The organism is Bifidobacterium catenulatum PV20-2, assembly GCF_000800455.1.
Taxonomy (GTDB): Bacteria; Actinomycetota; Actinomycetes; order Actinomycetales; family Bifidobacteriaceae; genus Bifidobacterium; species Bifidobacterium kashiwanohense_A.
Map to the genome: position 1 here is coordinate 1,011,029 of NZ_CP007456.1, position 20,274 is coordinate 1,031,302.

A 20,274-nucleotide genomic window follows, 5' to 3' on the forward strand; every position below is an offset into this window, starting at 1 on the left:
GGAGTTGCACATGGCGGAAATAATCACTGGCCCGTTCCATATGGATGAACAGGGATTCTTGGCAACGATCGAAGAACTTATCGAGCGTTTTGATGGATACAGTTCTGGCAAATATCTTGCGGAATTGGGGAAAATCCACGATGAATACGGTGAGATCGGGCCTCTTTCGCTTTTTGACGAAAAAGTCTGTGAACTGGGGAAGGAATTATTCTGCAGCACATCATGGGTGGCGAATCTGGCGTGGGCCATGATTTCGTTCGATTATGATCTGGTTGAGCATGATGCGAATTTTCTTGATGGATGCCGTAACATCGTGCGTAAGTACGGTATGAGCGTTTGGCTCTATGAAATGATCAATGACGCTTCGATGGCGGTGGCTTTGCAAAGACCCAGCAGCAGAATGCCATTCCAGATTGGATTGACCTACACCAAGGATGTGTTTCGAAGAAGCAAGAAAAAGGGCGGAAAATACGCTACTAGCAAAAAGAAGAGACTGGCCTGCATGGCTGAATATTTGCAGGAAGTATATTGGCTGGCCGCGTACAGTCTGCTGCGTTGGGGTGAGGAAGAGCCGCGTGCGGCTGATGTTGCGTTGATGGTGCTTGGATATGGCGGTATCGGCATGTGCATGCTGAGGGACGATCCGAAAGTGGTGGATTCCGGATGCGATGAAGACTTCTCCTATCGCAATCTGTGCGACCATCTGCGCGATCTTAGAATTCAAGCCGATCTGGACTATGCTTGCAATGCCGACCTTGCCGAATCCATGTTGCTTGAATATCCCGCGTGTATGGATGCGCGATATCTGTACGATGCGGGGAAAATCGTGGAAGCGTATCGTGCTTTGTGGAACAAGCAGACTGAATCAGCTTCGCAAATCATGGAATGCGTTTACCAGAAGGGCGCATATCAGGTGGCGAGCATTTGGGAGGATCCGCTGTACCTGCATGATCTTGCCCTGTCGTTATTGGGGGCGGTGGGCTCGCGGCCCCTTACTGAAGGGTTCCGGACCCGAGATGACAAGATGTTCCAGCAGGGAGTGGAAAGTCTGAGACGAACGACTGAATCCGTTAAAGGGATGGGGTTGGTGATGACATTGGGAGGGTATATCTGCTTCCCGGAACCGGAAAGTAGGGATGATGCGCTTTTCGCACCGCGAAAGGAGAAGAAACAATTAATGGACACTTGTAACGGGCTTAGGGATCTGTCGACAATGGTTGCGCTGTACCGTTTTCCGAGAGATATCGAATCCCTACGTGCCACGCGTGCGCTTCTCGCTCATGACGCGAAGGGATATATCGATCTGATGGGTCCATACATGGGAAGCGCGGATGAAACGGGAGGCAACGAGGGGAGGCCGGTTTCAGTCGGCGACTGATCGGCCTCTTAGATCGCGAACGTCTAAGCGTATGTATCGTGGTTATGCCGAGATTGAATGGCGGAACGTTCTGATGAGCTCTGTCTCTTCGATCTCGGTGCATGCTATGCCGTGTTGCTCCAACAATTCGCGAAATGCTTTTACGTATTTATCTGTGGTGAACTTCTGCGTGAATGTCAGACAGAAGTTCTCGTTTACGCAATTCACTTCCACCAGCATGGGTGCCGGATCCGTATAGGTGTAGCAATTTTGGACATGCCGTGCCAAAGAACCCCGATCGAACATTCCTGTATAACAGATGTCAGTCGTTGAACGTCGCATGCTGATAACTTGTCTGCACATCTGTTTCTGGGCTTCCAGATTCGGCAGGCTCTCAAGATAGTGATTCAGCCAAGTGGGTTCGGCCAGCTTAGGAATCAGTGTTTCAATATCGCACTCGTCTACCTGTTCATGGGGTATTTTCAGCTTGGTCCGGCAGATGCGGCTCTTGGCGCAATCCCTGCGCGGGCCATCAGTGTGATCGTCGCGCTGGTGGTGATTCGTTGCAAGCAGAAAGGCATTCGTTTAAGGAAAGCTGATTTCAAGCCGAATCGCAATATGTTGGGCGGCATTTTTAGCATACGGACATTCGTATATTGGCTTCATTACCCTGCCTTACTTGGAAATCGTATCGTCAAGGTGCACAAACAGTGGGCGAGCCAGCCATGCCAAGGGTAGTGATGCCAGTGCTGAAATCAGCAGAATAAGCCAAACCGTGCAATGTGCGTGCAGCCATCCGTAAAGCATTTGTCCGAGTGGCTGGGCACATATCGTCAACGATGAAATAATGGCCATGACCTTGCCTGTAAGCGCGGTTGGCGTCCTCATCTGAATAGATGGCACGAGAATGAGGTTCAAGAAATCAACGGCGATTATGACTACCGCAGTGCAGAGCACCAGCATGATGAGCTTGGTTTGCGTTGAACATGGAAGCAGGAAAGCGATGGCCGGCGGAAGCGGCATAAGACTTTCCACGAACAACAACGAAGGGGCGTTTTGTGATTTCAAACGGTTGGCGAAACATCCAGCAATGAATGTTCCCGCTATGCCGGCAATGCCGATAATGCCATCGCATAGACCGTATGTCGCCGCATCGTAGCCTAACGTAGTTCGAATAATGTAAGGAAAGCTTACTGAACTGAATCCAGTCAGTATCAGATTAATCCATGTGCAAACACCGGCTAATCGTGCTACGGTCGGCTCCTTGCGAAGCAGGAAAGCGGTCGCCGAATGCATATCGCCGATAATGACGCCGAGTAGGCAGATGCCGGCATCATCTTGATTCGATAGGGGCTTCGCGAGTCTGATGAAGCATTCAACCATGGCTGCCGACATAAGACATGCTGCGGTGATGAGCATCATCAGTCGAATGCCAATCAGCCCGTACATCACGCCACCTAGGAAACTCGGGAGTAATTGGCTGAGCTGCTGCACTTGGTTGATGATGGCCGTGCCTCGGCGAAGGTCAGTGGAGGACTCTCTTCCGATGATTTGTGGCAGTGCGGATTGTACGACGGGAGTTTCCATGGCATCGAGTACTGCCAATACTACCTGCATGATGGCGATGGCGAGAATGTTGAATCCGGATAGTGCGAAAAACACAGTCGCGAGCAGCGTGACGATTCCTGAGATGATATCGAGCGCCACCATCATGGCACGTTTGCTTACTCGGTCGGCCATAACACCTCCGAATGGGCTGATAAGTATGGTCGGAATGACGGATATGGCCAGCACAGTGGCGAAGGTCGTGGATGATGCGGTTTCGTCCAGTACCCACATGGACATGGCAAATCGGAGCATGGTATTGCCGAACAAGGAAATGCCTTGACCGAGTACAAGCAGGATGAAGTTTGCGGAGCGCAAGCTGGATTGGAGCGTCGTTGCTGACGAGTTTTTCATGATTATTCCTTTCGACACCGACTGACGGTATGTAAAAAAGTGCAAATAAAGATAGATTGATATTGCTGAGCTTTTATTGCGGATTGCTGGCGAGTAGGAAGAAGCCTTCCGCAAGCCGATCTTCCATATCACTGTCGTGATCGATAAGTGGAACTCCGAGCGAGTCCATAATCAATCCAAGACAGTGGATGCGATGCTTGAATTCACTAAGGGTAGTGATGGGGTAGAAGTTTGGAGCTAGCCAGTAATTGAATAGCAGTGAAAAAAGTTCCGCGGCTTCTTGAGGGTATTCGGTTGTAATTGAACCGTCCTTTAACCCCTCCTGGATGAAGTCGTATGCGATTTTGGTGCTGTCGGTTCGCCAGATGCGAAGATTTTCGGCGAGGATTTTCGGGTCGTTCAGCAGGGGAAACGCATCGCGCATGAGGGTCATATGTTCGGCGTCGGTAATCTGCATCATGAGCGAATTGCGTAGTTTTTGCAATCCGTTTCGTGAGCCATCCTCTTGATTTGCTTGAGGAAGAAGTCGTTCGTTGTCGGAATCTACCAGCGCATACAGCATCGCTTCTTTGTTTTTGAAATGATGATAGATAGCGCCTTTGCTGAGGTCTTCGAGCTCGTCGAGAATATCTTGAATCGTGGTGCGCTCATACCCCTTTTGTGCGAACAGCTTTTTCGCGGCGTCAAGGATTCGCTGTCGCGTCACCTCAGGGTGTGTATTACGCGCCATATACATCTCCTTCAGTGGTGGAGTCGAATACATCAACATTATACATACCGTTGGTCGGTATGGTGTGTCGGATGCCTCCCAGCTCAGTCGAAAAGTGTACCGAAAGAATCTCTGTAGATTTCTGCAAAGAAACCTGAATCTGCGTTGCCGGGGTGCGGGATGTCTGTCTTTTCTGCGGTTAGTGCATGATTGGGCGTCCAAGGTCAACTTGAGTGAGTGACGGCTGGGTTCCCGAAAGGGAATAAGACCCTGGTTCCTATATGCCTTTTATGGCATGGGGCTTTCGGTGAAGAACGATTGCATCCGATGTGAAAAATCCCACAAATCCGGCCCACGTCCTGCTCTGGAACTTCAAAACTGTTGCCAATGCTGGAAACACGCCGTATATAGTGTTTGAGAAGACAGCGAGACACTGTATGTTGTGGTCTTGATTTTTATTTTCGTTCGGATAATGTGTGCCACGTACCAACGACGTACGGTCGTGAAAGGACGTGGAACATGAACATTACGTTATACACCAAAGCAAACTGCCCGCAATGCACGGCGACAAAACGCCAATTGGACAAACGGGGCCTTCCGTATAGGGCTGTCGACATTACGGCCGACGCACGTATCTCCGACAGATTGCGGAACGAAGGCTGGCGGCAGATGCCGGTCATCATCGCAGACGGCGAATCCTGGTCTGGGTATCGTCCCGACAAAATCCACGAGCTGGAGGCTCGCTGCAGGTGAGCGCGCTGGTGTACTTCTCGTCGGCATCGGGCAATACGACACGCTTCGTGGAGGGATGCCGATTGGATGAATTCGGCATCCATGCAATGCGCATCCCGCTGCGGCCAGACGAGCCTGAACTGCATGTGAATGAGCCCTACATCTTGCTGACACCTACATACGGCGGAGGAACAATCGACAAAGCAGTGCCCGTGCAAGTCAAACGATTCCTCAATGATGAACGCAACCGCAGTGGCATCATCGGAGTCATCGCATCGGGTAACACCAACTTCGGCGAAGCCTACGGCATCGCAGGCGACATCATCGCGGCTAAATGCCGCGTACCGCTACTCTACCGGTTCGAACTGATGGGCACTCCAGAAGACACCGAGACCGTGCGCGAAGGACTGCGCAGATTTTTCGACGAATACACACAACAGGAACAACGATAACCATGCCAGAAGATTCAACGACATCACACGCAGCAACCGACGTTACAGCCTCCTACGATCGCGCCCATGACTGGCACTCGCTCAACGCGATGCTGAACCTCTACGACAAGCAGGGGCGCATCCAATTTGATAAAGACCTCCAAGCCGTACGCGAGTACGTCGAAAAGCACGTGCTGCCGAACACCGTCCGCTTCGACTCCACGCAAGACAGACTCAGCCGGCTCATAGCAGACGGCTACTACGACGAATCCGTATTCGCCCAATACGACGCCGAATTCCTTGACAGGTTCTACTGCAACGTGGATGACTGCGGATTCGAATTCGATACATTCCTCGGAGCCTTTAAGTTCCACCGCTCATACGCATTGAAAACCTTCGACGGCAAACAATATCTGGAGAACTTCCCGCAACGCGCGGCCGCCGTCGCGCTCGCGCTTGCCGCCGGCGACCAGGCAGCTGCCGAATCGTATTTCGAAGAACTCGTATCAGGGCGTTTCCAACCGGCGACGCCCACTTTCCTCAACCTCGGCAAAGCGCAGCGCGGAGAGGCAGTCAGCTGTTTCCTCGTACGTATCGAAGACAACATGGAGTCCATATCGCGTGGTATCAACGCCGCATTGCAGTTGAGCAAACGAGGCGGAGGCGTCGCGCTGTTGCTTAGCAATCTGCGTGAGGCCGGCGCGCCCATCAAGCGCATCAAACACCAGTCCAGCGGCGTTGTGCCTGTGATGAAACTGCTTGAGGACTCTTTCAGCTACGCCAACCAGTTGGGCGCTAGACAGGGTGCCGGTGCGGTGTACCTCAGCGCTCATCATCCGGACATCATGCGTTTTCTCGACACCAAGCGCGAGAATGCGGATGAGAAGATTCGCATCAAATCTTTGGCTCTTGGAGTGGTGATTCCCGACATCACATTCGAACTGGCGAAGAGACACGAACGTATGGCCCTGTTCAGCCCATATGACGTCGAACGCGTCATGGGCAGACCCTTCGCCGATGTTTCCATCAGCGAAAACTACCGGAATATGGTGGACGATGAACGCATCGGGAAAACCTACATCGACGCACGAGAGTTCTTCATGACTTTGGCCGAATTGCAATTCGAATCCGGATACCCGTACATGGTGTTCGAAGATACTGTGAACCGAGCCAACCCGATCGACGGACGAATCACCATGAGCAACCTGTGCTCGGAGATCCTCCAAGTGCAGGAGCCAAGCACCTATCATGAGGATCTGTCCTACGATCACGTGGGACGTGACGTGTCCTGCAATCTTGGATCGCTCAACATCGCCAAAGCGATGGACGGTGATTTGGGACGAACTGTGGAACGTGCGATTCGCGCACTGACCTCGGTGTCGGAACATACGGACATCGCGTGTGTGCCATCCATCCGACGCGCCAACGACGAAGGTCATGCCATCGGCTTGGGGCAGATGAACCTCCATGGATTCCTTGCCAGAGAATCGATCATGTACGGTTCACCGGAAGCTCTCGACTTCACCGACATGTACTTCATGACCGTTGCATACCATGCCTACCGTGCCTCGCATGAGCTCGCAGTCGAACGCGGAACACGGTTTAGAGGCTTCGAACGGTCCTCCTATGCGAAGCCTGCCGGCGCAGGCAACTATTTCGACAAATACACGAACGGCGAGCGAACGTTGGCGCCGAAGACCAGCAAAGTCGCGTCGCTGTTCGCACAACGGGGCATCCATATTCCCGACGAGAATGATTGGCGGCGTCTGCGTGACGACATCATACGTGACGGTATCTTCAACCAATATCTACAGGCCGTGCCGCCCACGGGGTCAATTTCGTACATCAATCATTCCACGAGTTCCATCCATCCTATCGCCTCGAAGATTGAGATTCGCAAGGAAGGCAAGATTGGACGGATCTACTATCCGGCTCCCTATATGACCAACGACAATCTCCAGTATTTCGCGGATGCGTACGAAATCGGATGGAAGGCCATTGTCGATACGTATGCCGAGGCAACGCGGCATATCGATCAGGGCCTGTCATTGACCTTGTTCTTCCCAGATACGGCGACTACCCGAGATTTGAACAAGGCGCAGATTTATGCGTGGCGCAAAGGCATCAAAACGCTGTATTACATCCGCATTCGTCAGCAGGCGTTGTCTGGCACCGAAGTGCAAGGCTGCGTCAGTTGCATGTTGTGAAATTCGTGGCTTGAAAGGAAAGGAAAAGACATGTCTCGTTTGGTTTACCGCGCGATGCTTCGCCTGACGGCTCCGGACGAATACAGGCGGCTATACGGCCGCGACAATAAGACGACGATCAGAAAGGACGACCATCATGGCACCGATATCCGTACCTCGGCAGAGAATTAAGCTCATTGACCGCGTGAGCGCCATCAACTGGAACAAACTCGAGGATGATAAGGACCTTGAAGTATGGGACAGGCTGACCGGCAATTTTTGGTTGCCGGAGAAAGTGCCAGTCTCCAATGATCTGCCCGTCTGGCGCGGAATGAGCGAGGCCGAACATACGTTGACCATGCGCGTATTCACCGGCCTCACCTTGCTTGACACTATCCAGGGAACCGTTGGCGCGGTCAGCCTCATACCTGATGCTCTTACCCCGCATGAGGAAGCCGTCTATACGAACATCGCGTTCATGGAATCAGTGCACGCCAAAAGCTATTCCTCGATTTTCTCCACCTTGTGCTCCACCCGACAGATCGACGAGGCGTTCTCTTGGAGCGAAGAGAACGAGTATCTGCAAAGGAAAGCGCGCATCGTGCTCGACTATTACGAGGGGGACAGTCCACTCAAACGCAAAGTAGCCTCCACGCTGCTGGAATCGTTCCTGTTCTACTCAGGCTTCTATCTACCGATGTATTTCTCCGCGCACGCCAAACTCACCAACACCGCCGACGTGATCCGTTTGATCATCCGTGACGAAGCCGTGCATGGTTATTACATCGGATACAAATATCAAAAAGGGCTCGAGCGGGTCGGCGAGGACAAACGCAGCGAACTGCGCGACTACACCTACGACCTGCTCAACGAGTTGTATGACAACGAGGTGGAGTACACGCGCAGCCTCTACGAGCCTGTCGGATTGACGCAAGATGTCGAAAAGTTCCTGCGCTACAACGGCAACAAAGCGTTAATGAACCTCGGATATCCCGCGCTTTTTCCGCAAGAGATCTGCGACGTGAACCCGTCGATCCTTGCCGCGCTAAGTCCGAATGCCGACGAGAACCATGACTTCTTCTCCGGTTCGGGAAGCTCGTACGTGATGGGCAAATCAGTCGAGACCGACGACGATGACTGGGATTTCTGACTGTATCCCTGACAACCCCGAGGAAAGCCGCTACGGGAAACCGTCACGCCAGACACCACAGTGAGACGTCCTCGCGGAATGTCCGCCAATAACGGATGTACCGTATGCGAGGTAACTGCGCCGTCATCGGTGCTTTTGATCTCGTCTGGCACCAGGGAAGCACGGTCGACGGTTCACACGATGCCTGTTCCGGAGCAGGTCGGGCATGCGACGGCGGAATTGAACGACAACTGTTCGGCGGAAAAACACGCGGGCAGGGGAACCTTGTTCGTCATGGTATTGCTGCAATTGTGGTATCTGATCCATATATTCGACCGCAATGGAGGGGATGCCATTGTTTTTCACGGCTGCCGTCAGCGTACGCGAATCGGAAGGCGATGCTGGAATACGGGGAAATGGATTGGGACAGGAAGGACATATACATCGTATATATCAATACCGGGGAACAGGACCGAAGTCTGTTCCCCGGCGCAGGGCGGCTAACAAGCGAATGCTCAGAACATCTGCATAAGGCGTTGATGGACTCATCCGCCGTGTCAGCGTGTTGAACGATGCATCATGCCGCTCAACGTGATGATAAGGCGTTGGCGCTCTTGCCCTTCGTGCCGAGCACCACGGCGATGATGGACGCGAGAGCGATGGCGTACAGCACGGTGATGATCGGGATCAGCGCGCTGTAGCGGTGGGCCGCGTCCGCCGTATGGGAGACGACGAAGGACGCCAGCTGGTTGCCGGACAATCCGGCGAACGCCCACGCGCTCAGAGCCAGCCCGTGCACGGTCGACACCGACTTCATGCCGAAGTGCTGCTCAAGCAGCACCGGCAGCGTGGAGAATCCGCCGCCATAGCCGGCGTTGACGAGGAACAGCATCGTCACGATCAGCCACAGGATGCCGTTGTCGATCGAATGCGTGAAGATCTGCAGCGCGCACACCGCGATGGACATGATGAAGATCACCAGATATGCGGTCTCACGGCGCTTACAGTGGTCGGACAGCGTGGAGAACCCGACACGTCCGGCCGCGTTGAACACGGCGTCGACGGCCAGGACGACGCTGATGCTTCCCGCGATGGCCGTGGCCAGCTGGGTCGCGTTCAACGATGCGTACTTCGGAAGAATGGACAGCGCATCATGCAGGATGTCCTTCTCCTGGGAGATCAATGCCAGACCGCAGGTGATGTTGAGGTAGAAGGCCAGCCAGATCGCCCAGAACACCGGCTTCTTCATGATGTCGCGACGGCGGATGCGGGCCTGTTCGGAATACACGTATCCGGCGGGGCGCTTGATCAGCGCGAATCCCAGCAGCATCATCACCGCATAGACGGCTGCGAGGATGTAGAACATGGGTGCCAGTCCGACGGTGGAGATCAGCCACTGCATGACCGGGCTTGCGATGGCCTTGGCCAGACCGAATCCCGCGACGGCGATGCCGGTGGCGAGACCCTTATTGTCGGCGAACCACAGCATCAGGTTCTTCACCGGCGTCAGATAGCCGACGCCCAACCCGATACCCATGATTACGCCATAGAAGATGAACACGCCGGGGAGCCATCCCGCCGCGATACTGGCTCCGGTACCGGCGAACCCACAGACGAAGCAGACCGTCGAGATCAAAGCCGACTTCTTGATGTCCTTTTCGACGAAGGGCCCAAGGAAGGCGGCCGACATGCCAAGGAAGAAGATGGCAAGTGAGAAGCCCCATTCCACAATGCCCGGTGCCACATGCATCTGATCGGCGATCAGCTGTTTGAACACGCTCCAGCAGTATACGGTGCCGATTGAGATGTGAATGAGCAACGCCGGAATAACAGCGCGCACCCAGCGGTTTTCCCCATGTTGTTTATTGGCCATGTAATATCCGTTCCTCTCTGTTGTTTGTTCGCCTTGCGACGAACAAACAACAAGATAATGGTGGAGTATTCCGTGGCTTTGAGCGTGCCGGGAGGTGGCAGAAGTGAGTGAGCCGTTGATTTCATTGGATTTTTCAACAAATGAACATTGCGCATGTTCACTTTAGGAATAAATATGAGGAAAATCTCATGTGAGTCTTGACACAGTTTTCATGGCTCACGATTCGAATGTGCGTTTGATGAAGGCGTTGACGGTGTTCCAATACAGTTCGGGATCCACGACGGATGCTTCCATATGGCGTGCGCCGGGAACCATGAGCTTTTCCCGATCGATGCTCGAGCACGCTTCGTAATTGATCTTGAGGAAACGTGAGCTCACAATGTCGTCCTGTTCGCCATGGATGAACAGCATTGGAATGACGGTATGTCTGAGTGACTGCAGACAGGTGGCTTCCGAAAAATCGTACCCTGCATAATGTTTGCAGAACAATCCCGTGGAATCCACGCATGCCGCGGCAAGCGGCTTCGGCAGATGCGACGAATGCCGAAGGTTGTCGATGAACACCATGCGTGCAGACGTGTAGCCGCTATCGACGATCGCGGACACCACATTGCGTGGCAGACGTGGGTCTCCCGTCGTCATCATCACTGTTGCCGCGCCCATCGAACCGCCATACAGCAGGATTCGGGCGCCGGCGTCACTCGACACGATAAGGTCGATCCAATTCAGTAGATCATTGCGTTCAAGCCAGCCCATGCCGACGTACCGTCCCTCGCTCAGGTCTTGGGCGCGCTGCGACGGAACCAATACGGTGAATCCCATGCGGGCGTAACGATGTGCCCATTTCGCGGTTTCCTCCGGTACGCCGGTATAGCCATGCATGCAGATTGCGTACAGGTGTGGTTCTGGCGCAGTGCAATCCGGATCGAACAGCCATCCATGCAGTCGAAGTCCATCATCGCTGGTAATCGTCACAGGCTGTTTGGCTTGCGCGAACCATTCTCCTGCTTCCCTTGCCTCACCCTGCTGAAGCTTTTCGATACGCTCCGGCGCAATCAGCGATTGATGGAAAACGGAACGTTTCCATTGCGTATCGATGCAGAAATGGAACAGGTATTTCGCAGTCGTAGCCAACGATGCGATACAGGCAGCCGTCACGGCTCCCGTGGCGATGCAAATGTCGCGAACGATTGTGTCATTGTCATGCTTCATTGCTGTCTCGATTCCTTGCGATTGACGGATTGTTCACAATTACTATCGATTGTACGTGCGCACGGCGTTTTCGTGGGCTTTGACAGATTTTTGCATTTTTGATGTGTGGCGTTTTTTCGATGATGTCCGCCCCCGCCGTATACTAAGGAATGTTGTCTTGGCGAGGGAAGCATTGGCTTCCGTAATCGACTCGGCGTGTGATTGTAGGCTCCTTGTGGGTTGATTCACGGCTCGTTGATACGCCGAAACAGAATGACGAATAACAAGGAGAAATAGCTATGGCTACCACCATTACCCTCGAAGGCGCTGCTCGTACTGAGTTCGGCAAGGGCGCTGCCCGCCGCATGCGCGTTGTCAACCTCATCCCGGCTACCGTGTACGCAGGCGGCGAAGAGCCGGTCTTCGTGCAGCTGCCGATGAAGGAAACCACCTTGGCTCTGCGCCACACCAACGCTCTGTTCACCATCAAGTACGGTGAAGAGACCAAGATGGCCGTCGTCAAGGACGTTCAGCGCAACCCTGTGAAGCGCATCGTCGAGCACGTTGACTTCTACGAGGTCAAGGCCGGCGAGAAGATCGACGTCGAGGTGCCGGTGTTCGTCGAGGGCACCCCGAAGGGCGCTGCCGTCGCATTCGTAGACATTCAGGAGCTCAAGGTTCGCGCCGATGTCGCCAACCTGCCGGAGAAGATCGTGGTCAACGTTGACGGCCTGACCGACGGTTCCAAGGTCTTCGCCAAGGACGTCGTGCTGCCGGAAGGCGTTGTGCTCGACGTTGAGGATCCGGAAGAGTCCGTCGTCACCGTCGAGGTGCCGGAAGACGCTGCCGATGAGGCTGCTCCGGTCGAAGCCGCTCCGGCTGAAGACGCTGAGTGAGTTCAGTTAGCTTAAGGAAGTGAACTTCCATCTTACGGTTTTGAAAAACTGTAAGAGATGATGAAAAGCCCATGCGCTCAGACGCGCGTGGGCTTTTTCATACCCCGGCAACGCCCGTTCTCCGAGCTGGAAGGCATACGAAACTGACGGCAAATCCTGCATTTCTTACGCAATATTGGTACAACGGTTGGAGACGGACGTATACTCGCCTATACGTTCGGTGAACCCGTATGGCACTGTCGGGTACGAGGGGAACGTTTGCGTACTGCCGGAGACGGACTGCGTGACGATCCGTTTTCCCGGCAGTCATCCCGATGCAGAATCCAGATGCCGCACATTAATGGACTATATCGATAATCATCATTTGACGGTGGTAGGCTTCTCCCATGAGATCACACTGATCGACAATGGTCTGACGCAGGATTCCAGCAAATACGTGACATGCATCAGCATTCCAATCGAATAACGACTAGCATGACTGACGATGCAAGGAGACAATGCACGAGAGGCGAAATGAGACGGTGCGGAGGAGAGGAACATTTGAATAAGCATATTATTCGGCTTGATGTGGTGGCGGTGGTATTCCTTGGCGGATGTGTCGGCACGGGACTGCGGTATGCGAGCTCGTTCATTGCGGACGTGGGCAGCTTCCATGTCGGTACGTTCGCGGCCAATATGGTGGCCTGCTTCGTATATGCGGCGCTTTCCGCATGGCTGGGATCTTCCAGTCTGTTGAAAGGCCGTGCAAAAGAATACGTGAATCGTGGATTCGGCATGGGCATGTGCGGAGGCCTTTCCACCATGTCCACGCTCGCGTTGGAAGAATTCATGATGATTGACGATCACGCGATTCCCAGCGTCCTCACCTATTGCTGCGCAACGTTCATTGTCGGTTTTGCGCTCGCCTACGCCGGTGCCTTATGCGGTTCGTGGCTGGCGGAACGAAACAAAGACGAACATGCTGACAAGGAGGCGATCCGATGAGCGCAATGCTTGCGATCGGCGTATGCGCATGCGGTGGCGTCGGTGCGGCCGCGCGCTATATCTGCGATTCGTATATCAAGGCATTGTGGCGCAAAACGTTCCCGCTTTCGACGTTTGCCATCAATGTTGTGGCCGGTCTGCTTGCCGGCTTGGTGGCGGGATTGTTCGCGGCGAACATCATAAGCCCCGATTGCCGCTTACTACTCGCGACAGGATTCCTCGGCGGTTTCTCAACGTTCTCAACCATGATGAACGAGACGGTTACGCTCCTGCGTAATGGGAAAGTCGCTTGTTTCATCGGCTATGCTCTGGCTTCGATCGTTGTGCCCGTCATGGCCGTTGCGTGCGGTTACTGGCTGGTCTGAGCTAACGTAAACGTGATTCCAAAATCATGTCCAAATGCAGAGACTGGCTTAAGTTCACGCGTAGCATGTAACTACGCTCGGGACTATGGGAATCACGTATACCGATGAAAAGAAGTTCATGACGGAAGAAAGCAAGAACGCCGCCTTCTACCAGAAGCACGGCTTCTCAAGCATGGAAGACGGCGCGGCCATGCAGATCTGCAATCCGGGAGAACGCCGCTGCAGCAAGCATCGTGATGCCAACAATCTTATTGATCCTGCCTAATGACGGGGGTGTTGCTTTTTCGAGTATCCGCCAATACATTGGAGGGTTGGCCGGAGTATTTGGTCATTTCGTACCCTCTATGTGGTCTTTTTCCGGCAAGGTCTGCCATATATAGGCGAGATATCTCCGGTCAAGTTCACGAATCTGCCATATATATATAACGCAGATACGTGCATAGGGGGCATCTTGTCAATGTTGCCCGTGGATGGCGGGCAGAGGTTGCGCCGCTGTGCTGTTTCCGGGGCAAAGGAAGTTTATGCACCATGGCAGTTAACAGCAGTTACCTAGGCCTCCTGACAGTGCCCAACCCTGGGAGCTCTTGTTAACCGAACGAGGCTGCGGTGGGTGCCGACGGGCGTGAGGGCGGCAACTTTTTCGCAGGATGTTTCTTCCTATCTCATATCGCGAACGCTTGTAATCGAAAGAGATTATGATGTGGGAAAGTTACTAACCAGAGCCGGTGCCACAAGCACTGGAATACCAACAACCGCGGGCCGCTTTCGGGCGGCTGCAACAAGAAGAAGTAAAGAATGACTGAACAGAATCATCACGATCCGGCAGAGCTTGACAAGCTCACCGAGAAGTTCACCGTGCTCCCGAACGAAAACCCGGCATCCGACGCCAAACGTGCCGAACTCATCGACAAGCCGGCATTCGGTCAGGTCTTCTCCGACAATATGGCCCACATGACTTGGACCAAGGGCGAAGGCTGGGGAGACCGCCGCATCGAGCCGTATGCGCCGCTGAAGATGGATCCGGGCGCATCCGTTCTGCACTACGCTCAGGAATGCTTCGAGGGTCTGAAGGCCTACCGTCACGCCGATGGCTCCACCTGGCTGTTCCGTCCGGATGCGAACGCCGAGCGTTTCCAGAACTCCGCCAAGCGTCTGTACCTGCCAGAACTGCCGATTGGCGATTTCATCGGTTCCGTGGCCGCCCTCGTCAAGCGTGACGTGAACTGGGTTCCGACCCGCCGCGAGTACACCCTGTACATGCGCCCGTTCATGTTCGCTTCCGAGCCGTTCCTCGGCGTGCGCGCTCCACAGGAAGTGGATTACTGCGTGATCGCATCCCCGTCCGGCCCGTACTTCCCGGGCGGCGTGAAGCCGGTCAGCATCTGGGTTGAAGACAAGTGGTTCCGCACCGGTCCTGGCGGTACTGGCTTCGCCAAGTGCGGTGGCAACTATGCCGCATCCCTGCTGGGCGAATACACCGGTATCGACCACGGCTGCGAGCAGGTCTGCTTCGTCGATGCCGCCACCAAGACCTACCTTGAGGAACTTGGCGGCATGAACATGATGGTCGTGCACAAGGACGGCCACGTGGAGACCCCGTCTCTGACCGGCAACATTCTGCCGGGCGTGACCCGTCGCTCCCTGATTCAGCTCATCCAGGACAACGGCCACGACGTGGTTGAAACCATGATCGCTCTGGACCAGTTGCTCGAAGACATCAAGTCCGGTGAAGTCACCGAGGTGTTCGCTTGCGGTACCGCAGCCATCATCACCCCGATCGGTCGTTTCAAGTCCGAGAAGTTCGACGTGACCGTTGCCGACGGCAACTCCGGCGAATTCACCGTGAACCTGCGCAACCAGCTGCTGGGCATCCAGCTTGGCGAGATCGAAGATCCGCACAACTGGATGTGGAAGGTCTGCTGATTTTTCGCGACTGACTTATAGTTCAAAGTCCGCCGAGGGGTGGGAAACATGGTGTTCGACACACTCAAGGCCGTTCGGCCAAGCCTACGGTCGAACACCATGTTTCCCGCCCCTCGGCTTATTGTGTACGATGAGAAGTCGCGAAATCCGAGAGTGAGGGAAGAGAAAGGGAAGCGTGCCGGTGGCGTTGGAGAGTAATGCCTTCTTTTGGGGGATTGAATATTTGGCGACGTTCTGCTGCGGCATGTGCGGCGGACTTGCCGCCGTGCGCAAAGGCTACGACATTTTCGCGATTCTCGTCACCACGTGGCTCACCGCACTGGGCGGAGGCATCATCCGTGACTTGCTGTTGGGTATTTCGCCGCCAGTCGGCGTATCAGACAAGGGTTTGGTGATCGTCGCGTTGCTCGCTTCGGTGGCTGTAGCGGTGTGTCATCCCGAAATCAACAAGCTCAAATGGTCCATGCTTTCATTGGATGCTCTGGCATTGGGATTGTATGCGGTCAACGGTACCAGCAAAGCCATGATGTACCACACGTCAGGCATGACTGCGGTTTTTCTGGGCATGTTCACCGCGCTTGGAGGTGGGCTGATTCGAGACATGCTCATCAACGAAGTGCCGATGGTGATTCGTGACAAACATTGGTATGCGGTTCCATCCGCCGTGGGATGCGTACTGACGGTGCTTGTCTGCAAAGGCGTGGACGCTGGAATCGTCAGTTTTCCAGCCGAAGTGGTGTTTGATCTGCTGATTGTCACATTGATGGTTGGCATGCGATTGATTTCGGTGATTTTCGACATTCAGCTTCCGGGAGCGCTGGTGCGTCATAATACATATCTGCCAAGTGAATCGAAATATTTGAAACGACCGGTCATTCATTCTGATAAGGATTCCGACAAACGCAAGTGTGACAAGCGCAAGTAGCGGCAGTGAGAGAGTAATTAAACGAAAAAGATATTTGCGTAACAAAAAAATCCCGCAGGAAAAACCTGCGGGATTTTCGTTAGCTGTGAGCTTCTAAAACTCAGAGAGCGTTGATGGCCACGGCAAGACCGGACTTGCGGTTAGCAGCCTGGTTCTTGTGGATCACGCCAGCGCCAGCAGCCTTGTCGAGCTTCTGAGCTGCGACCTTGTAGGCGGCTTCTGCTGCGGACTTATCGCCGGCGGCGATAGCTTCACGGGTGGCGCGAACGGCAGTCTTCAGGCTGGACTTCACGGCCACGTTGCGCTTGTGGGCCTTCTCGTTGGTGAGAACGCGCTTCTTCTGCGACTTGATGTTTGCCACTATTTCTCCAAACGACGTTTTCTATAAGGACATACAAACAGTGATGATAACATGGCGCGCGGATAAATCGCCAACGGGCTTAGGAGTGTCGCGACTCACCATGCCGATACTAGCAGTTAGAATCGTTTGCGTCGAATATTTCAGGAGGAGGATGGCGTGGGCCAGCAGCATAACCAGCCCGGTTTCACCGATCAGTCGTTGATTCGCAATTTCTGCATCATCGCGCATATCGATCACGGCAAGTCTACGGTGGCAGACCGTATTCTGCAGCTCAGCGGCATCGTGCCCGAACGTGAGATGCGTGATCGTTTCCTGGACCGCATGGATATTGAGCAGGAGCGTGGCATCACCATCAAATCGCAGGCCGTGCGCGTGCCGTGGACGTTCGACGGCACCGAATACACCCTCGGCATGATCGACACTCCAGGTCACGTCGACTTCACCTACGAGGTTTCCCGCGCACTCGCCGCATGCGAGGGTGCCGTGCTGCTTGTCGATGCGACACAGGGCATCGAAGCACAGACCCTGTCGAACCTGTATATGGCCATTGACCACGATCTGGCCATCATTCCTGTACTGAACAAAATCGATCTTCCCAGCGCGGAACCAGACAAGCATGCCGAAGAAATCGCAGGCCTGATTGGCTGCGATCCTTCCGAAGTGCTACGCGTGTCCGGTAAAACCGGTGAAGGCGTGTCCGAACTGCTTGACCGTATCGTTGCCGACGTTCCGGCGCCGACTGGAGATCCGGAAGCACCCGCACGTGCGTTGATCTTCGATTCCGTCTACGACTCTTATCGCGGTATCGTCACCTACATTCGTATGGTCGATGGCGAGCTGCGTTCCCGTGAGAAACTGCATATGATGGGTATCGGCATGACCCATGATCCGATTGAAATCGGCGTGATCAGTCCAGACATGATGCCTACGAAGGCGCTTGGCGCGGGCGAAGTCGGTTATGTGATCACCGGCGCGAAGGATGTCAGCCAGTCCAAGGTGGGCGACACCATCACTTCTGCGCTCAAGCCCGCAGCCGATCCGCTCGAAGGCTACCGTGACCCACAGCCCATGGTCTACGCGGGTCTGTTCCCGATCGACAACGCGCAGTATCCGGAACTCCGTGAGGCGCTAGACAAGCTCAAGCTCAACGACGCGGCCCTGATTTATGAGCCGGAAACGTCTGTGGCGTTGGGCTTCGGCTTCCGCTGCGGCTTCCTTGGCCTGCTGCACATGGAGATCGTGACCGAACGACTGAGCCGTGAATTCAATCTTGATTTGATCTCCACCGCGCCGAACGTGCCGTACGAGGTCACTGCGGAAGACAATTCCGTGTATCGTGTGACCAATCCGAGTGAATTCCCCGACGGCAAGATCAAGCAGATCGTCGAACCGATGGTGGCCGCCGACATCATCACTCCGAAGGAATTCATCGGCGCCGTCATGGACTTGTGTCAGGACCATCGTGGCCAAATGGGCACTATGGAATACATTTCCGCCGACCGTGTGGAAATGCATTATCGTATTCCGCTGGCTGAAATCGTGTTCGACTTCTTCGACCAGTTGAAGAGCCGCACCAAGGGCTACGCGTCGCTTGACTACCATGAGGACGGCGAACAGTCCGCCGATCTGGTGAAGGTTGACATTCTCATCCAGGGTGAGAAGGTCGATGCGTTCAGCGCCATCGTGCATAAGGATAAGGCGTATTCCTACGGTGTGATGATGACGAAGAAGCTGCGTGAGCTCATTCCTCGCCAGCAGTTCGAAATCCCGATTCAGGCCGCCATCGGCTCCCGCATCATCGCACGCGAGAACATTCGTGCCTTGCGCAAGGACGTGCTTGCCAAGTGTTATGGCGGCGACATTTCCCGTAAGCGCAAGCTGCTCGAAAAGCAGAAGGCCGGCAAGAAGCGCATGAAGATGCTCGGCCATGTCGAGGTGCCGCAAGAGGCGTTCATCGCCGCATTGTCGACCGGAGAGACCGGCAATGACCGTGACACCAAAGACAAGATCCGTGCGGCCCAGAAGACCGAAGGCTGATGTTCGAAGTTTACATTCATGTGCCATTCTGCATGCGCCGCTGCGGTTATTGTGATTTCAACACGTATACCGCCGTCGACATGGGAGCGGGCGCATCGCGCGGCAACTACGCCAACATGGTGATTCGCGAGATGTCGATCGTTCGCGATTGGCAGATCGCGCACGGCATTGACGAACCGGAAGCGGCCACCGTCTTCTTCGGCGGTGGCACGCCCACGATTCTGAAAGCCTCGGATCTGGTGGACATGCTGAATGCCGTGCGCGATACGTGGGGCATTGCCGAGAACGCGGAAATCACCACCGAGGCGAATCCGGACACGGTGAACGCCGATTATGTGAAGGAACTGGCGAACGGCGGATTCAACCGCATCTCTTTCGGCATGCAGTCGGCCGTGCCAAGCGTGCTGAAAACATTGGACCGTACGCATACTCCGGCCAATGTGGCGGCAGGAATCGCCGCGGCAAATGCTGCCGGCATGCGTTCCAGCGTGGATTTGATTTACGGTGCGCCGGGGGAGAGCCTTGATGATTGGCGCACTTCCGTACGCACGGCGATCGATTTGGGAGTCAACCATATTTCGGCATATGCGTTGACCGTTGCGCCGAACACGAAAATGGGACGTCAGATTGCGGCAGGAACATTGCCTACGCCCGATGATGACGATGAGGCAACCAAATATGAGATCGCCGACGATCTGTTGAGCGCGGCCGGTCTTGAATGGTACGAGATCAGCAATTGGGCACGGCCTGGTTATGAATCGCAACATAATCTCGGCTACTGGCACAATGTCGACTGGGCCGGACTTGGACCGGGTGCGCACAGCCACTATGGCAACGTGCTGGATGTCGAACAGTCCATGCCGAAGGAAAAAACCGAAACAGTCAAAACTTCGGGCTTACGCAGCTGGGATATCGCACATCCGCGCATGTGGGGTCAGGCTATCAACGCCGGCGATATGCCATGGTCGGGACGCGAACGAATCTCCAACGAGGAGAACCTCGAAGAAATCATCATGCTTGGTCTGCGCATACGTGAGGGCCTTGATTTGAGCCTTCTTGGAAGCACGGTTGATATGGCTCGCATCCAACCCATGGAAGACGAAGGTCTTATCGTGATCCGTGACGGACGTGTGATTCCAACCCGAACCGGACGCCTGCTCAACGACACCGTCATCGAGCGTTTCTTCGACGCCTGTTCGTTATAACGCCGATAATC

General features: G+C 54.5%; 21 protein-coding genes. 16 read left to right on the plus strand and 5 right to left on the minus strand.

What is annotated here, in order from left to right; all coding sequences use genetic code 11:
• The first annotated feature begins 40 nt into the window (after nt 1-40).
• Together AH68_RS04280 and AH68_RS10720 are read left to right on the plus strand one after the other, a co-directional pair.
• Nucleotides 41-1,378 carry a riboflavin deaminase gene (locus AH68_RS04280; protein WP_236682454.1) on the plus strand — a complete coding sequence of 446 codons (1,338 nt, stop codon included), beginning with the start codon at nt 41-43 and terminating at the stop codon, nt 1,376-1,378.
• Nucleotides 1,379-1,708: 330 nt separating this feature from the next.
• Entirely contained in the window at nt 1,709-2,095 is a 387-nt protein-coding gene (locus AH68_RS10720; protein ID WP_158332980.1) for a hypothetical protein, read from the plus strand.
• Here AH68_RS10720 and AH68_RS04285 read toward each other — a convergent pair.
• Complete coding sequence (locus AH68_RS04285; protein ID WP_039197959.1) at nt 2,033-3,316, minus strand: MFS transporter; 1,284 nt, start codon at nt 3,314-3,316, stop codon at nt 2,033-2,035. The genes AH68_RS10720 and AH68_RS04285 overlap by 63 nt on opposite strands.
• Nucleotides 3,317-3,389: 73 nt before the next feature.
• Complete coding sequence (locus AH68_RS04290; RefSeq protein ID WP_039197961.1) at nt 3,390-4,046, minus strand: TetR/AcrR family transcriptional regulator; 657 nt, start codon at nt 4,044-4,046, stop codon at nt 3,390-3,392.
• Nucleotides 4,047-4,544: 498 nt separating this feature from the next.
• Here AH68_RS04290 and nrdH point away from each other — a divergent pair, with 498 nt between their 5' ends.
• Genes nrdH through nrdF form a run of 5 tightly spaced genes read left to right on the plus strand, consistent with a single transcriptional unit; the run spans nt 4,545 to nt 8,524 of the window.
• A complete protein-coding gene (gene nrdH / locus AH68_RS04295; RefSeq protein WP_039197963.1) occupies nt 4,545-4,778 on the plus strand; it encodes a glutaredoxin-like protein NrdH in 234 nt (77 codons plus the stop codon).
• Nucleotides 4,724-5,209 carry a class Ib ribonucleoside-diphosphate reductase assembly flavoprotein NrdI gene (gene nrdI / locus AH68_RS04300; protein ID WP_395947836.1) on the plus strand — a complete coding sequence of 162 codons (486 nt, stop codon included), beginning with the start codon at nt 4,724-4,726 and terminating at the stop codon, nt 5,207-5,209. Before nrdH ends, nrdI begins: the two co-directional genes overlap by 55 nt.
• Nucleotides 5,210-5,211: 2 nt before the next feature.
• The gene (gene nrdE, locus AH68_RS04305) at nt 5,212-7,395 is read left to right on the plus strand and encodes a class 1b ribonucleoside-diphosphate reductase subunit alpha (RefSeq protein WP_039197967.1); all 2,184 of its coding nucleotides are present in this window, start codon (nt 5,212-5,214) and stop codon (nt 7,393-7,395) included.
• A gap of 30 nt (nt 7,396-7,425) precedes the next feature.
• Complete coding sequence (locus AH68_RS10725; RefSeq protein WP_158332981.1) at nt 7,426-7,566, plus strand: hypothetical protein; 141 nt, start codon at nt 7,426-7,428, stop codon at nt 7,564-7,566.
• A complete protein-coding gene (gene nrdF, locus AH68_RS04310) occupies nt 7,532-8,524 on the plus strand; it encodes a class 1b ribonucleoside-diphosphate reductase subunit beta (RefSeq protein ID WP_039197969.1) in 993 nt (330 codons plus the stop codon). Before AH68_RS10725 ends, nrdF begins: the two co-directional genes overlap by 35 nt.
• Before the next feature lie 565 nt (nt 8,525-9,089).
• Here the strand turns inward: nrdF and AH68_RS04315 are convergent.
• A complete protein-coding gene (locus AH68_RS04315) occupies nt 9,090-10,376 on the minus strand; it encodes an OFA family MFS transporter (protein WP_039197971.1) in 1,287 nt (428 codons plus the stop codon).
• A gap of 216 nt (nt 10,377-10,592) precedes the next feature.
• Entirely contained in the window at nt 10,593-11,588 is a 996-nt protein-coding gene (locus tag AH68_RS04320; protein WP_039197973.1) for an alpha/beta hydrolase, read from the minus strand.
• Nucleotides 11,589-11,866: 278 nt separating this feature from the next.
• On the opposite strand from AH68_RS04320, the gene AH68_RS04325 reads away from it, so the two are divergent.
• From AH68_RS04325 to AH68_RS04350, 7 genes are all read left to right on the plus strand, one after another.
• On the plus strand, nt 11,867-12,463 hold the full coding sequence (locus AH68_RS04325; RefSeq protein WP_039197975.1) for a 50S ribosomal protein L25/general stress protein Ctc: 597 nt from the start codon (nt 11,867-11,869) through the stop codon (nt 12,461-12,463).
• Nucleotides 12,464-12,803: 340 nt separating this feature from the next.
• On the plus strand, nt 12,804-12,929 hold the full coding sequence (locus AH68_RS11160) for a hypothetical protein (RefSeq protein WP_268871204.1): 126 nt from the start codon (nt 12,804-12,806) through the stop codon (nt 12,927-12,929).
• 47 nt (nt 12,930-12,976) lie between these two features.
• The gene (locus tag AH68_RS04330) at nt 12,977-13,447 is read left to right on the plus strand and encodes a fluoride efflux transporter FluC (RefSeq protein WP_039197977.1); all 471 of its coding nucleotides are present in this window, start codon (nt 12,977-12,979) and stop codon (nt 13,445-13,447) included.
• Complete coding sequence (crcB, locus tag AH68_RS04335) at nt 13,444-13,812, plus strand: fluoride efflux transporter CrcB (protein WP_039197979.1); 369 nt, start codon at nt 13,444-13,446, stop codon at nt 13,810-13,812. Before AH68_RS04330 ends, crcB begins: the two co-directional genes overlap by 4 nt.
• Before the next feature lie 85 nt (nt 13,813-13,897).
• Nucleotides 13,898-14,077 carry a hypothetical protein gene (locus AH68_RS04340; protein ID WP_039197981.1) on the plus strand — a complete coding sequence of 60 codons (180 nt, stop codon included), beginning with the start codon at nt 13,898-13,900 and terminating at the stop codon, nt 14,075-14,077.
• Between the two features lie 530 nt (nt 14,078-14,607).
• Nucleotides 14,608-15,735 carry a branched-chain amino acid aminotransferase gene (locus tag AH68_RS04345; RefSeq protein WP_039197984.1) on the plus strand — a complete coding sequence of 376 codons (1,128 nt, stop codon included), beginning with the start codon at nt 14,608-14,610 and terminating at the stop codon, nt 15,733-15,735.
• Nucleotides 15,736-15,910: 175 nt separating this feature from the next.
• Complete coding sequence (locus AH68_RS04350) at nt 15,911-16,660, plus strand: trimeric intracellular cation channel family protein (protein ID WP_039197985.1); 750 nt, start codon at nt 15,911-15,913, stop codon at nt 16,658-16,660.
• Nucleotides 16,661-16,760: 100 nt separating this feature from the next.
• Here AH68_RS04350 and rpsT read toward each other — a convergent pair whose 3' ends face one another.
• Complete coding sequence (gene rpsT, locus AH68_RS04355) at nt 16,761-17,021, minus strand: 30S ribosomal protein S20 (protein WP_003835031.1); 261 nt, start codon at nt 17,019-17,021, stop codon at nt 16,761-16,763.
• 156 nt (nt 17,022-17,177) lie between these two features.
• On the opposite strand from rpsT, the gene lepA reads away from it, so the two are divergent.
• Together lepA and hemW are read left to right on the plus strand one after the other, a co-directional pair.
• The gene (gene lepA / locus AH68_RS04360) at nt 17,178-19,058 is read left to right on the plus strand and encodes a translation elongation factor 4 (protein ID WP_039197988.1); all 1,881 of its coding nucleotides are present in this window, start codon (nt 17,178-17,180) and stop codon (nt 19,056-19,058) included.
• Nucleotides 19,058-20,263 carry a radical SAM family heme chaperone HemW gene (hemW, locus tag AH68_RS04365; protein WP_039197991.1) on the plus strand — a complete coding sequence of 402 codons (1,206 nt, stop codon included), beginning with the start codon at nt 19,058-19,060 and terminating at the stop codon, nt 20,261-20,263. Before lepA ends, hemW begins: the two co-directional genes overlap by 1 nt.
• Nucleotides 20,264-20,274: the final 11 nt, after the last annotated feature.

Coding starts and splice junctions, on each gene's coding strand:
- AH68_RS04280 (WP_236682454.1), top strand. CDS start 41: ATGGATGAACAGGGATTCTTGGCAACGATCGAAGAACTTATCGAGCGT.
- AH68_RS04285 (WP_039197959.1), bottom strand. CDS start 3,316: ATGAAAAACTCGTCAGCAACGACGCTCCAATCCAGCTTGCGCTCCGCA.
- AH68_RS04290 (WP_039197961.1), bottom strand. CDS start 4,046: ATGGCGCGTAATACACACCCTGAGGTGACGCGACAGCGAATCCTTGAC.
- nrdH (WP_039197963.1), top strand. CDS start 4,545: ATGAACATTACGTTATACACCAAAGCAAACTGCCCGCAATGCACGGCG.
- nrdE (WP_039197967.1), top strand. CDS start 5,212: ATGCCAGAAGATTCAACGACATCACACGCAGCAACCGACGTTACAGCC.
- AH68_RS10725 (WP_158332981.1), top strand. CDS start 7,426: ATGTCTCGTTTGGTTTACCGCGCGATGCTTCGCCTGACGGCTCCGGAC.
- nrdF (WP_039197969.1), top strand. CDS start 7,532: ATGGCACCGATATCCGTACCTCGGCAGAGAATTAAGCTCATTGACCGC.
- AH68_RS04315 (WP_039197971.1), bottom strand. CDS start 10,376: ATGGCCAATAAACAACATGGGGAAAACCGCTGGGTGCGCGCTGTTATT.
- AH68_RS04320 (WP_039197973.1), bottom strand. CDS start 11,588: ATGAAGCATGACAATGACACAATCGTTCGCGACATTTGCATCGCCACG.
- AH68_RS04325 (WP_039197975.1), top strand. CDS start 11,867: ATGGCTACCACCATTACCCTCGAAGGCGCTGCTCGTACTGAGTTCGGC.
- AH68_RS11160 (WP_268871204.1), top strand. CDS start 12,804: ATGGACTATATCGATAATCATCATTTGACGGTGGTAGGCTTCTCCCAT.
- AH68_RS04330 (WP_039197977.1), top strand. CDS start 12,977: ATGAGACGGTGCGGAGGAGAGGAACATTTGAATAAGCATATTATTCGG.
- crcB (WP_039197979.1), top strand. CDS start 13,444: ATGAGCGCAATGCTTGCGATCGGCGTATGCGCATGCGGTGGCGTCGGT.
- AH68_RS04340 (WP_039197981.1), top strand. CDS start 13,898: ATGGGAATCACGTATACCGATGAAAAGAAGTTCATGACGGAAGAAAGC.
- AH68_RS04345 (WP_039197984.1), top strand. CDS start 14,608: ATGACTGAACAGAATCATCACGATCCGGCAGAGCTTGACAAGCTCACC.
- hemW (WP_039197991.1), top strand. CDS start 19,058: ATGTTCGAAGTTTACATTCATGTGCCATTCTGCATGCGCCGCTGCGGT.